This is a genomic window from Paraburkholderia tuberum STM678 (assembly GCF_902833905.1).
In the GTDB taxonomy this organism is placed as follows: Bacteria; Pseudomonadota; Gammaproteobacteria; order Burkholderiales; family Burkholderiaceae; genus Paraburkholderia; species Paraburkholderia tuberum.
In genome coordinates, this window is sequence record NZ_CADFGP010000101.1 from 1 (window position 1) to 13,864 (window position 13,864).

A 13,864-nucleotide genomic window follows, 5' to 3' on the forward strand; every position below is an offset into this window, starting at 1 on the left:
TGGCGCCGCGGGCTGATAGGCTGGAGGGTCTGACTCATGGCTCTGCTCCCGTTGAATGACGAGGCGGATTGCCTCGCCGATCAACATGAAAACAGAGTCGGTTTCCCTTCCGTTACCACTACCCAAAGCCGTAGCCCATTACCGCGCGAGCGGTTTAGTCCTATGGATCATTGACGACACCGGCTTTCCAAAGAAGGGACGTCATTCGGTCGGGGTGGCACGTCAGTACTTTAGGCAACTTGGAAAGCAGGACAACTGCCAGGTTGCAGTGAGCCTGTCGATCGCGACGCAACGCGGCAGCCTGCCGATTGCCTGGCAGCTGTATGTCCCAGCGGGCATTCCCGACGATCTGGCCTTCGAGACCAAGCCTCAGATTGCGCTGGCCCAGCTTCGCGAGGCTATGGCATCCGGCGTTGCACCGGGCATTGTGCTGGCCGATGCCGGGTATGGCGACGAAACCGCTTTCCGGGAAGGCGTAACGGAACTGGGTTTGTTGTACGCGGTAGGGATCCGGCCGGGCACCTCTGTGTGGGCACCAGGTACGGCGCCGCTTCCGCCCAAGCCCTGGAGCGGGCGCGGCAAGCCACCGACATTGTTGCGCCGTGCGCCCGGCTACGAGTTGATCGCCGTGAAGGAACTGGCCATGCAATTACCCGTAAGCGCCTGGCAATCCGTAACCTGGCGCGACGGCAGCAACGCGGCACTTTCCTCGCGCTTTGCCGCCGTATGGGTTCGTCCCGCACATCGCGACTATTGGCGACGCACCGTTCGCGACGAAGAGTGGCTGCTTATTGAATGGCCTGATGGCGAACCGGAGCCGCTCAAATACTTTCTCACTACCGCGCCCGAGGAGGCGACACTTGAGCAGCTTGTGTTCGTGACCAAAATGCGCTGGCGCATCGAGCGCGACTATCAGGACCTGAAACAGGAGTTCGGGCTCGGTCATTATGAAGGGCGAGGCTGGCGTGGCTTTCACCACCACGCCACACTGAGTCTCGCTGCGTATGGGTTTCTGATGGCTCAGCGACTCCGAATGCAATCAGATGGACGCGATAAAAAAACTTCCTTGAACGCGCGCTGTCTGCCCTTCCCCCGGATTACATCCCCCGGGGCAGTCCAGCGCGCTCAACGCCACGTTCCTGATTCCATTACTACGTTGCGCATCCTGCTTGGACTAAGGATCATGCAACGATGGCTCTCTTCCTGTATGGCAATAGAGCGCGCAAATAATTATCTGACACAGTAAGATTAGGGAATCGTCATAGCGCCGTCGCAGTTATGACCATGGTTGCACCCTTCGCTATGTCATTGATCCGGTCTTGAGCCGGCAATACGTTGATCTGCGTAGTCGTAGTCATTGGATTCGCCTCTTGCTGGTTCAACCGGCCGCAATCATGCGTACCGTAGCGCCACGATCAACAACGACGCGCGAATCATTCCAAGCGCCGCAGCGTGTCGTGCCGGGTCAGGCGCGCTCCAGCGCAGCGAGCTTCTTCCGACCACGGCATGCAGCCCCGGAAAGACGCGGGCTTCCAACCGGGAATCTTCCGGTTTCCTCCATGCTCACCCGTGCATGGCATTACCGGAAGTCACCAGATCCAACGAGATAATCACCGCTCCCGGAACGCTTCACGAGCCTTGAAAATCGGCTTCAGAATGTAGTCAAGAATGGTTTTCTCACCGGTACGGATGTCGACCGTCGCGATCATCCCGGGCAGAATCGGTAAGCTTTTTCCGCCTGCATGCAACTCACTGGAGTCTGTCAGCACAAGCACGCGGTAATACGTCGCATCGGGCCGGCCCGATGCGGCCTTCTGGTCGTCCTTGAGCGTGTCGGGGCTGATGTGCTGAACCGTGCCTTTCAAGCCTCCATAAATTCCGTAGTCGTAAGCCGTAATCTTCACGGTGGACGGTTGATTAGGATGCAGGAATGCGACGTCCGAAGGCTTGATGCGTGCCTCGACGAGCAATTGATCTTCCAGCGGGACAATTTCCATGATGTGCTCGCCCGGCTGGATGACCCCGCCAATCGTATTGAAGCGTATATTCTTCACCGTGCCGTACACCGGTGCAATCACAGTCGTACGCTGTAGAACATCCGCACGACCCACGACGGTTTCGCTGGTTTGCGCCAGTTCGAGTTCCAGCTTCGTGAGTTCCGAGTTTGCGTCGGCCTGAAATCTGTTGCGACGCTCGACGATCTGTGAGCGCAGCTCGTTTGCCTGCCGGCGCATGCGGAGCAGTTCGACTTCAGAAACAAGACCTTTGGCCGCCAGCGGCTCGGCCAGGCCAATTTCCTTGTTCGACAGCGAGTAGCTCTTTTCCAACGCGGCCACGCTATCGTTCAGTGCACGACGTCGCGCGTTGTAAGCAAGCGTCTCCTGCTTCACGACCGTAGGCACGGCTTTCACGTCGTCAGGAAACGTCAGCGGCTGCTCGTACGCCTCGGCACGCAAACGCGCAATCGTCGCCTTCAGTCCTACTGACTTGGACCACGCTTCGCGATAGCTCGTCTCGGCTCGCGTCGGATCGATCTTTGCCAGCACTTGTCCCTTCTTGACAATGTCGCCTTCACGTACGTCCAGTTGTTCGAGAATGCCGCCCTCAAGACTCTGGATGACCTGTTCGCGGCTCTTCGAAATGATGGTCCCCTCGCCGTGCGTTATCTCCTCCACGCGCGCAAAGTACGCCCAGGTCAGACCGCCGGCCAGGACCGTGAGAATGACGTAAAGCATGATCATTGAGCCCGGCGTCGACTGCGTCAGCAGCGATTCCCGGATGTCGCTCATGAAAGCAGCGTCGCCTTTGGCGAGCTTAGCCTTTTTCTTGCCTCGTTTGAAAATATTGAAGTTCATTGCGATTGCTCCTTGTTCGGTGCGCCTGCCTGCGTATTGCCCGCTTGCGCAGCGGCTGCCGGTACCGTCTCTTTGGCGCTCATGATCCTGATCTTCGCGGCAACGGCCTGAGGCGCCACGGGCGTATTTGTTGCGGCCGCGACGCCGGGCGAGGTGCCCGGTCGCGCGCGCTTCGGCGTTCCATCCACCGCTGCCGGTTCGCTCTTGCCTGACAGCATCGCGAGGATCTTGTCCTTCGGACCATCGGCCACGACCTTGCCTTCTTCGACTACGACAATCCGGTCAACCAGGGCCAGCAAGGATGGGCGATGGGTCACCACAACGATCGCCTGCCCCGCAGTTGCACGCGCGAGATGTTCAAGGAAGAGCGCCTCGGTTTGGGCGTCCATTGCGCTCGTCGGCTCATCGAGCAACAGGAGCTCCGGCCGGGCAAGGAGGCTGCGGGCCAGCGACACCAGCTGACGCTGGCCACCGGAGATGCCCGCACCACCTTCTCCGATTGGGAGGTTGATACCCCGTGGGTGGCGGCTAGCGACATGATCAAGCCCTGTCAAACGTATCACGCGTAGAAACTCGTCGGCGCTCGCTTCCGGCCGTCCGATCATCACGTTTTCGCGCAGACTGCCGTGAAAAAGACGCGCGTCCTGGCCCACGTACCCCACAGCTTTGCGCCAGTCGGCGAGGTCAATCTGCTCAACGTCCAGACCGTCCGTGAACATCTGCCCTCCGACCGGCGCGTAAAGACGCGCCATCACACGCAGAAGGGTCGATTTACCGCTCCCAATGCGGCCCAGGATAGCAACCCGCTCGCCGGACTGGATGCTCAAATTGACGTCCTTCAGAACCGGCGGATTCGGTTGCATCTCCTGTGTGGGATACGAGAAGCAGACGTCCTTCAGGGTGATTTGCCCCGAGAGCGAAGGCTTCGGCAGATACGTGCGCGATGAATCGCGATCGACAGGCATCGCCATCAAGCTATTCAACGAATGCAGCGCGGCCTTTGCCTGCTGGAAGCGCAAGGCGAGTCCCATCACCTGGCTCAGAGGCGCAGTAATCCGGCCAGCCAGCATCACCGTACCGATCAACGCGCCTTGCGTGAGCTCGCCTGCGTCGATCAGGTAGACGCCGAACACGACCAGCACCACGGTCTGCAACTGCTGCAACAAGGTAATGAAGCTCGTCGCCTTGCTGGAAATCTGACGCGACTTCATCGAAGAAGATGCCGCCATCGCGCTGAAAGACTCCCAGCGCTTTTGCATATGCCCTTCGCCACCCACCGCCTTGAGTGTTTCCAGACCTTCAACCGATTCGATCAGCACGCCCTGCTTGAGCGACGCCTCCTTGAGGTTCGCTTTCATGATCCGCGCGAGCGGCCATTGCACCAACAGACTCACACCGATGATCAACGGGATCATCAGCAACGGCACCCAGCCGAGCGAACCGCCGACCGCGAATACCACGCCTACAAAGACGAGCACGAATGGCAGATCGGAAATTGCAGAGAGCGTGGCAGAGGTTGCGAAGTCGCGCACCGACTCGAACTCGCGCAACTGGTTGGCGAATGACCCTGCTGACGACGGTTTGTGCTCCATGCGGATGGAGAGCGCCTGGCGGAACAAAAGCGTGCCCATGACCAGGTCGGCTTTCTTGCCGGCGACGTCGAGTAAATGGCTACGTACATGGCGCGAAATCGCTTCGAACAGCATCGCAATTCCAACCCCGATCGCGAGCGACCAGAGGGTGACGTAGGCCTGGTTCGGGACCACGCGGTCATACACGTTCATCGTGAAAAAGACGCTGGCAAGGCCGAGCACATTGATCAGCAATGCACCGAGCGCAGCACTCGCGTAGTAGCGTCGATAACGCCATAGCGTGCCCAGCAACCAGTGGCCGGCCGGTTCGACGCTATCCCCTTCGCGCAGCTCGACTTTGGCCGTCGGCTTGACCAGAATGGCGTAGCCCGAATAGATTTCGTCCATTTCCTCTTGGGTGTACTCCACGGGCTCGGGACCAATTTCCGGCACCATCACCTGATATAGAACGCGGCTTTTGGCTTCCTTGTCCGGATTCGCACGCCGACCCAGCAGCACGCAGCCACCCGTGCGGCGATGCAGCAAGATGACCGGCAGCACGTGCTCCGGCAGCAGTTGCAGACGACGCTCCACCAAGCCCGCCGTGAGGCCCGCGTTTGACAGGGAGTCGAGCGCCAGTGACGGCGAAAGCATGCCGCTCTTCGGCAGCCCCGCGGTGAGCGCCTGCGCCGTCTTGCCGCAACCGTAGCGCTCGCAGATCCACATCACGGAACCGAGGAGGCCGTCCTCGTTGGTGAGGGGCGCGGCAGCCTGTACGTCAGGAAAATCGTTTCGAGTCATGATCGTAACCGGTTAGATTGAAGTATGTGGTGCGACACCTGAACCGCAATCCAGACTCAGAAAACAATGAAGCAATGCTCGTCGTTTAAAGGATCGATTCGGCTAATTCGGGTGACCTGATGAACGAAACATGAGATTTCGTACTGGCTCCAATTGTCCGGATATCGGTGACCCCGCGAAATCAGACAGCCGCGACAACATAGTGAGACTGGTACGAATTTGTAGTTCGCAGTCTTTCACGAGCACTGATTTCCGCGCGCGATTGTTTGACCGGATAGGGCCGCCAGTATCAACGGTGGCCAACCCACTATTTGCCTGTTAATCTTGTCTCGTTACTAGAGCGTGTTAGGCACTTTCTGTCAGACTTGGTAACCTGGCGGGATGACAGAACGCAAGCCATACCCGACAGATGTTTCGGACGAGGAATGGAGCTTCGCCGCTCCGTATCTGACCTTGATGAACGAAGATGCACCGCAGCGCCGATACGAACTGCGCGAAATGTTCAACGCGCTTCGCTGGATGGCGCGCGCGGGTGCATCGTGGCGCATGCTGCCGACCAACTTTCCGCCGTGGGAAATGGTCTACCAGCAAACGCAGCGCTGGCTGAACGCGGGTTGTTTCGAGGCGATGGTCAACGATTTGCGCTCGGTGCTGCGCGTGGCGCAACAGCGTCAGGGCCAGCCCAGTGCGGTCATTCTGGATGGACGCACATTGCAGTCCACGTGTGAAAGCGGGCCACGTGCGGGCTACGACGGTTACAAGCGCAAGCGGGGCAGCAAGGTTCACATGGCTGTCGACACACTGGGGATGCTGCTCGCGGTGCACATCACGCCGGCCAACGAGCAGGAGCGCGCGCAGGTGGCCGAGCTTGCGCGTCAGGTTCAGCACGTCACCGGTCAGACGGTGAAACTTGCGTTTGCTGACCAGGGCTATACGGGCGACACTGCTGCACAGGCCGCACGTGATGAAGGCATTGAGCTGCAGGTCATCAAGCTGCCTGAGGCGAAGAAGGGCTTCGTGCTGCTGCCCCGCCGCTGGGTGGTCGAGCGCAGTTTCGGCTGGCTCAACCGCTTCCGGCGGTTGGCACGCGACTACGAGCGCCTGCCCGAAACCCTGGCAGGCCTGCACTTCGTCGTCTTCGCCATGCTCATGCTCGTTCATGCTGCACCGATTATGAAAAGTGCCTAACACGCTCTAGTAACATGAAGTTAAAGTCCGACGTTTGTCGATTTAAATTCGTCTCAGTGCGGTGAAACATGAAAAGGCACCGATTTAAGGTTAGAAACCTGACAGACAGGCTGACCAGCCCCAGGAAAACGGTCCCGCTTTCTCATAGTCGAATTGCTTATGCGGGCGCGTTGTAATGCAAGGCATTGTGCCCGGAGATAAAGGACGCCCCAAATGGAGAATGCCGCCATCCAGGTCATGTTTGCCGACGATCACCCTGCGATCGTTGCCGGACTGATTTACATGCTTGAAGAACACCGTACCATCAAGACAGTGGGCACCTGCACAAACTCGACCGAGCTCATCGCGGAACTCGGCACGCAGCCATGCGATGTACTGGTGTGCGATTACTCCATGCCGGGCGGCAATTACGGTGACGGCATTACGCTGTTTTCATTTTTGCGGCGCCGATACCCGGCCATGCGCATTGTCGTGCTGACGATGATCGACAACCCAGGTATCATCCGCTCGCTGCTCAAGCTCGGCATTCAGTGCATTCTGAGCAAGGCCGACCCGATGGAACATCTGGTCGCCGCGATTCACGGCGCATATGCGGACGCACGTTATTTCTCTCCAACCATTTCAAAGATTGTCTGGCAACTCAACGTGGATACGCCTGCCTCCGGCAGTCGAGCGCTTACTGCACGCGAATCCGAAGTGGTCCGACTCTTCGTGTCGGGACGGTCGGTCAACGAAATCGCAGCGCAACTCAAGCGCAGTAAACAAACCATCAGTTCGCAGAAAGCCAGCGCAATGCGCAAGCTAGGCGTGGGAAACGACATCGAGCTGATCAGGTGTTCGATTGACACGGCGCCTACCTTCGTACCGGAAGATGGTGCCCATGATGCGTCCGATCCGACGCAGCCACGCGACGGCAAACCCTGACGACGAGATGAGAGCGGCGACGAAGGCCTTTAAGTGCATACGCGACCGAGGGTAGCATCGCAACAAAAAACACTAAAAGCGCAAAAGCGATGAGTTTGGACGCGTGTGATGCGAAGACTGATCCGGTCAGATCTCCGACTGCGACCCATCGGTCGCCACACCGAGCCCGGCTTCGTATGCAAAGTGAAACAGGTCGGCGTCCCGTTCAATCCCGAGCTTTCGCATCGCGCGGGTCTTTTGGGCACTGATTGTCTGCTTCGTGCGATGTAGTCGATCGGCGATTTCATTCACAGACATACCTGACACGAACAGCCGGATGACTTCCGTTTCGCGCATGCTCAGCGTTTGGGTGCGTTCGTTCCGACCAGGAGAGGAATCCGGAATAGCGTCTTTCAGGCTTCGCGAGGTAGAAAGAAAGTAGGTGGCGCCCGCATAGACAGCGTGAATCGCGGAGATCAAATGGCTCGTGTCATGAGCTTTACTTAACACCGAATGCACGCCACGCTTTGACATTTCACGCGTAATGGCAGGGTTTTCGATAGTCGTGAAGACTACGATCTTGAGCGCCGGGTAGGTTCGTCGCAAGAATGCCAGCAACGTCAAGCCGTCCCCGTACTCTCCACCGGGCATCGCGTAATCGGTAATGAGGACATCGCAAGGGGCGCTGTTCAGCACCTTGATGAGCTCGCCGGAGTCTCCTGCCGTGCCTGTAATTTCCAGCGTAGGTACAGCGGAAAGTTCGTGCTTGATACCGGAAAGGAGTGCCGGATGATCGTCGGCCAGCACGACACGGATTTTCATTTTGCTCATGCAAAGCTCCGCGGAAATGGGATGAACCGGGCCGCGACGGCAAGCTCAATGTACCCGAATCTGACTTATCCGAGAATACCCTCTGGAAAACTGGAAAGCAAAAAAAGTGGGACAAATTCGACTGACTGGAGAATTTATGGCTTTCCCTCGTATGTGTCGGATTTCCGAGGGCTGGCCACCTGGAACCGGGAGCCGGGCCATTGTCGACGTTGTCAGGTAGCTGAGGTCGTCGCGAAGAGGGTCAGATGAAGAAATCAAAATCGCCGCTTCACGGTCACCGCTTGTCCGCTGGCGTCATCAGCACGCCGTGCGTTGGTATTTTCTCTTTCAGTTGAGCTTGCACGTCATCGAGGATGCTCTTCGAGCGCAGCGTGGTCGTGACGTACGAGACGATCCGAGGCTGGCGCGACAGATTCCGTGCAGGCTTTGATGCCGCTTGAAAGCGGCCCGACGCGAGACAGATAGCACCCGGCATCTCGATGCGATGTTTTTGACGCTGCGCACCGAGCCTTCCCGGGGGTGTCCGGAATTTTGTGTAAACGGGTTGAGGTTTAACCCGGCACCAGCCGCTCTTCGAACTGGATCGTGAAGCGGTTCAGTGCGGCCTTCCAGTCGCGGGTCGGCATCGTCCACTTCTTGCTGATGTTGTTCAGGGCCAGGTAAAACAGCTTGGTGACGGCCTCATCGGTCGGGAACGAGCTGCGGGTCTTGATCACCTTGCGCAGGCTCATGTTGATCGATTCTATGGCGTTCGTAGTGTCCCCCAAGGGGACTTCCTCCGGGGCGTAAATCACCTTCCTGATCTCCGGTGGGTAATCGAAGAACGGAATCACCCGTGCCCAGTTGCGTCGCCAGCTCTGCCCGATGGACGGATAGTCCTTGTCCCACCTGGCCTCGAACGCGCCCAGCATCTGTTCGGCCATCTCGACGGTCGATGAAGTGTAAATCGTCTTCAGGTCGGCGGCGACTTCCCGCTGCATTTTCCACGGTACGAAGTTCAGGCTGTTGCGCACCATATGCACGATGCACAGTTGCACGGCCGCTTTTGGGTAGACCGCTTCAATGGCTTCAGGAAAGCCTTTGAGCCCGTCGACGCAGGCGATAAAGATGTCCTGCACGCCGCGCGTCTTGAGCTCAGTGATCTTGTCGTCGAAGCCCGTCCAGCGCGTCTGATGGCGCTCCACCAGCTTCGGCTCGAACGCCCCCTGACGGTCGCGCGGGATATTGAGCGGCAACTCGCCAAACTCCCCCTCCAGCGTCTTGGCGCTATGACCATTACGGGTGTTGCCCGTGGCATTGGTCACCGTTTCGCTCTTGCCATGGCCCAGGTGCTCGGACATCTCCGTCTCTAACGCACGCTCCACCAGCATCTTGGTAAGCTGCTTGAGCAGGCCGTTCTCGCCTATCAGGTCTTCCGGCTTCTGGTAATTCGCCAGCAGGCTGTCTGCCAGCTTGACGAGCTCAGGATCGGGTTTCTCTCTTTTATTGCGTTTCGCTACGGTCATTGATGCTCCTGTTGCTGGCAGTCTCCTGCCAAATGACCGTTTACACAAAACTTTTTACACCCTCCCGGGCCCCGAACAGTCATCAACCCACGCGTAAACGTGGGCGCCGCATGCGAGGCTTATTTGACAAACCGCCTCAGCATGCGCTGGCACTGGATCGTCACGTTGATAACCCATCCCGTGGACGTCCTTTCACCAGAATCAGATTTCTCAACCGACCTCAGGACACTCAGATTCTGATACCTCCGCAAGAATTTCACGCAGTGTTTTCGTGTCGGTCAGAACATCGGTGCGCAAACGGGCGCCAAGAGTCTCAATCATTTTCTGCGCCACCTGAACACCATCCTTCGATATCGTTATTTCCAGCCGGGCGCATTGATCTGCCAGGGCGTCATGCCCAAACACCGCTAACGCGCCTCGCAGCGAATGCAACTCAGCCAGCAACCGGGTTGCATCCCCGTCATTGTGTGCCGCACGGATCACCGTCAACGATGCCTCACACGACTTCCGGAACGTTTCACGCGTCTGTTCCGGGACGGCTCGCCCCCCCAGCATGCCGTCGCGCCTGGGCTCGCTTCCATCCGCTTCTATCACCACGCGTGGCACGCCAGTCACTTCCGACAGAACCGCCGACAACTCATCCAGTTGTAGCGGCTTGGTCACCACGCGTGTCATGCCGGTCGCCTCGCACCACGTTCGCACCTCCAGCGTTGCGCTCGCCGTGGCCGCCACAATCGGCATCTCCGGCCAGTGCACCTGTGCTTCGCGTGCCAGCGCGTAGCCGTCCAGTACCGGCATCGACAGATCCGTCAGTAGCACATCAAAGCGTTCCCGCGATAGCCAGTCCAGTGCGTGCTGCCCATCTTCTGCCGCCCGCGTCTCGCAGCCCAGCATCCTCAACTGCTCCTCGAACAGTTGACGGTTCACCGCGTTGTCCTCCGCGATCAGCACTTTCAACCGGCGCGACGACAGCACCTGCTGCGTCTCATCGCACGCCTGGAGCGCCTCGCCTTGCAAGGTGTACCGCAACGCCGCCACAAGCCCCTTCAGGCTGTAGCTCGAGACCCTGACTACCGGCTCTACCGCTACCGGATATGCCGGACCTTCCGTACTACTGTCGATCACCCACGACGACTCCGCTAACAAACCGCTTTCATCATCCGCGTGCCAGGTGTCACGCTCGCCGCAGAGGATCAGCGCGTCCGCCTCGTTCAACATCGCCGGGTGAAGTTGCGCCGGATGCCGGTATGCCTGCACCTGCAGCCCCCACGCCTCCAGCGCTGCCACTGCATACGTGTGCCAGGCGTCCGCCGCAGCCACGAACAGTATCCGCTCTCCCGCGAAACGCGGCATGTCCGACTCGCCTTCGCTCTCGCCCAGCGGCACCCGCGCCGTAAAGCAGCTGCCCTGACCTGGCTCGCTGCGCACGGCGATCGTACCGCCCATCGCGTCGATCAGCCGCGCGCACAACGCGAGGCCAAGACCCGTGCCGCCAAAGCGACGGTTGATCGTTGCATCCGTCTGGCTGAACGCCTGGAACAAAAGCGCCTGCTGTTCCGACGACATTCCGATCCCGCTGTCTTCCACCTCGATCGTCAACATCGCGTCCTGATCGTCCACGCCCGCCTCTACCGACAACCGCAGCGTCACCTCCCCATACGCCGTAAACTTGATGGCATTCGCCAGCAGGTTGTTCATCACCTGGCCAAGCCGAGTGGGATCACCCTGCATCGGCAGCACCGGCGACGTTCCGAACACGCCCGACAGCCTCACGCCCTTTGCGCGCGCCAGCGGTCCGAACATCAACAGCGCCCGAGACGCGACCTCCTGCGCGTCGAATGCGATCCGCTCCAGTCTCATCTCGCCGGCCTCGCTCCTCGAGAAGTCCAGCACATCACTGACGACCTCAAGCAGTCCGTCCGCCGAGGCCCGGATCGTCGTCAGACGGTCGCGCTGCAACGCATCCAGTTGCGAGCGCGACAGCAGTTCCAGATTTCCCATGATTGCATTCAGCGGCGTGCGGATCTCATGGCTCATCGCCGCAAGGAACGCCGATTTCGCCGCGTTGGCGGAGTCGGCCGCCTGCTTCGCGTCACGTAGCTGCCGCTCCAGACGCTTTCCCGCCGTGATGTCCGTGAACGCCGTCACAAGCACGTCCTGTCCCTGGTAGCGCGCCGGCACAACGCTCACCGAGAGGTCCATCGCCCCGCCGTCGCGCGTAGGGAGCGTCAGTTCCTCGTGCAGCATGCCGTTCGCCCCCGTTGCCCCGCCGCGCTCCCGGTGACGTCGAACCAATTCCGCCGACAGCGTCTCGGTCGGCACGACTACCCGCGCCGCAGCGTCAATCATCGTCGGGCTGCGCAATAGCGCCTTTCCGCTCTCCACTGCGATCAGCCCCAGCCCCACTGGCGCCGTTTCGACCAGCATGCGGCTCAGGTGCTCACTCTCGAACACCCGTCGCGATCGCTCAATTGCCGGCCGGAAAACGCGTTGCTTGAGATAGATCAGAAACCCCCATACGACGGCAAGCGTCGCAAGCGTAAGCACAGCACCGATACCGATCTGTTTGCCGATGCCCGCAACAACGTCGCGCCACGTAAATACATAGACAAGCACCCAGCCCGTATCGCCAAGACGATCCGCAATCGTGAATACGCCGTCCCGCCAGGTTTCGCGTTGCATGCTGCCGGTCGCTCCCGCGACACCTAACGCCCGAACGCGATCAATCAATGCAGGGGCCTGCTCATTCCAGGCTGTGCTCGCTACTATTTCTCCTTTCTCTGACACGACCATATACGTGCCATCGAACCCGCCAACGGTCAGAGGTGCTGTCAAGATCTCCGGGTCGTATTCCGTCACGAGGATCGCAAACGGTGATCCGTCTGAGAACACCGGCGCGGCGATGCGAATCGCCATTTTTCCCGTCAAGGGACTGATAGCAGGCAGCATCCAGGATACGGGCCGACGATTATCGGGTTGCTCGCCCGCATGGATGCCGGCCAGACCATCCAGCCCATCCCCCAGATCCGCAATCAAATGCGCACGGCCGGCAGACGTCCCGGCCATCGCTGCCTGGTGGGGCAAGGGCGCAGACAGAATTCCGGCAATATTGTGCTGCGCACCATAGAAATAGCGGCTCGCCTGCTGGCCCCGCACCAATGAATTTACTGCGCTGACACGACCGAGTTGTGCAGTGAGACCAAGGTAGCGACGGCGTTCATCGTGGGTCAGGGATTTACCTGGCATGTCGAACAACAACGGCGGTTGTGCCGTGGACGTGGGCAATGGCACGAATGCGTACCCCTGACTGCGAAATCGCGTGATTAGCTCAAGATCGACCTGATCCGCGTCCTGCCACGCCAGCTCCGCGCTGACTAGCGCGGAGCGGAACAATGCTTCGCTCGAGTTGACTTCGCTCATGACGAGGTTGCGATCGACGAGGAAGTTCTGCCGCTCGGCTGCAACCTGCCCGCGTACCGCCGACAACGCCGCGAGCGTGAAAGCGAAAATCATCATGATCGTGGTCACCAATCCACCACCGAACACCAGCAGCTTCTTGTAGCGCTGCAACTGGTTCAAGGCATCATTCTGTGGAGCGGAGGACATGGCGGCACCGGTTCGTTCTGGAGACTGTCGATGCACCTTTGACAATCACACTGACGTAGCGCACCGAACCAAAACGATTATCGCGGCGCGAGAGCGGATCCGATCAGCCGCCCCCACAAATCAGACCCATGCGATGCGAAAGCAAATAATAATCAGACCCGTCAACGTGCCGGCGTGCGCACTGAGTGTGAGTCAAGGCTTCGCGAGTAGGTTCGGACGAGTCAGTACTCGCGAACATTTTTGCCAACAGTAGTTCTTCACCCCTGCCTCACTCATCTCTGTGCAGACTGTATTGAGCGCAATGAAGATCCCGCATCGTGCTCGCTGACGATCATTCCGCGGTGCTTTTTCGGCATTAAGCAATAACTGGCTGTAGTCCTCCCACTACACGTTTTAGGCACGGCGAAGGACTCAGGCGAACCAGGCAAGTCGCTAGACGCTTCCTCTTGCGACATCCTCGTCACGGCATACGCGATGCCATGGGGATAGTACGGTGACGGCTTGAGGTTTTTGGATCGTCGGCGGAATCTGTGGGTGAATTAGTGTGCGCGGCTAGCCAAGTGAAGCTCGATTCAGATACTGATAGAGCTTGCGACACGTTGCA

General features: G+C 59.1%; 7 protein-coding genes and 2 pseudogenes. 4 read left to right on the forward strand and 5 right to left on the reverse strand.

Features of this window, described 5'->3' with window-relative positions; translation table 11 throughout:
- Positions 1-160: 160 nt before the first annotated feature.
- A pseudogene (locus HWY30_RS38665) lies at positions 161-1,143 on the forward strand (IS701 family transposase); the annotation flags it as partial.
- 467 nt (positions 1,144-1,610) lie between these two features.
- On the opposite strand, the gene HWY30_RS38670 reads toward HWY30_RS38665, so the two are convergent.
- The gene (locus HWY30_RS38670; protein WP_090809617.1) at positions 1,611-2,855 is read right to left on the reverse strand and encodes an HlyD family type I secretion periplasmic adaptor subunit; all 1,245 of its coding nucleotides are present in this window, start codon (positions 2,853-2,855) and stop codon (positions 1,611-1,613) included.
- Positions 2,852-5,227 carry a type I secretion system permease/ATPase gene (locus HWY30_RS38675; RefSeq protein WP_090809615.1) on the reverse strand — a complete coding sequence of 792 codons (2,376 nt, stop codon included), beginning with the start codon at positions 5,225-5,227 and terminating at the stop codon, positions 2,852-2,854. The genes HWY30_RS38670 and HWY30_RS38675 overlap by 4 nt, the downstream gene beginning before the upstream one ends.
- A 381-nt stretch (positions 5,228-5,608) precedes the next feature.
- On the opposite strand from HWY30_RS38675, the gene HWY30_RS38680 reads away from it, so the two are divergent.
- Together HWY30_RS38680 and HWY30_RS38685 are read left to right on the forward strand one after the other, a co-directional pair.
- Complete coding sequence (locus HWY30_RS38680) at positions 5,609-6,415, forward strand: IS5 family transposase (RefSeq protein ID WP_090809613.1); 807 nt, start codon at positions 5,609-5,611, stop codon at positions 6,413-6,415.
- Positions 6,416-6,628: 213 nt separating this feature from the next.
- Positions 6,629-7,339, forward strand: coding sequence for a response regulator (locus tag HWY30_RS38685; protein WP_090809611.1), 711 nt, complete (start codon positions 6,629-6,631; stop codon positions 7,337-7,339).
- Positions 7,340-7,465: 126 nt separating this feature from the next.
- Here HWY30_RS38685 and HWY30_RS38690 read toward each other — a convergent pair whose 3' ends face one another.
- Entirely contained in the window at positions 7,466-8,149 is a 684-nt protein-coding gene (locus tag HWY30_RS38690) for a response regulator (protein ID WP_090809609.1), read from the reverse strand.
- Positions 8,150-8,394: 245 nt separating this feature from the next.
- Here HWY30_RS38690 and HWY30_RS42260 point away from each other — a divergent pair.
- Positions 8,395-8,660 (forward strand): annotated as a pseudogene (locus HWY30_RS42260) (IS6 family transposase); the annotation flags it as partial.
- 40 nt (positions 8,661-8,700) lie between these two features.
- On the opposite strand, the gene HWY30_RS38695 reads toward HWY30_RS42260, so the two are convergent.
- Both HWY30_RS38695 and HWY30_RS38700 read right to left on the reverse strand, forming a co-directional pair.
- The gene (locus tag HWY30_RS38695; protein ID WP_090809607.1) at positions 8,701-9,654 is read right to left on the reverse strand and encodes an IS256 family transposase; all 954 of its coding nucleotides are present in this window, start codon (positions 9,652-9,654) and stop codon (positions 8,701-8,703) included.
- 210 nt (positions 9,655-9,864) lie between these two features.
- On the reverse strand, positions 9,865-13,260 hold the full coding sequence (locus HWY30_RS38700; protein ID WP_090809605.1) for an ATP-binding protein: 3,396 nt from the start codon (positions 13,258-13,260) through the stop codon (positions 9,865-9,867).
- Between the last annotated feature and the right edge of the window lie 604 nt (positions 13,261-13,864).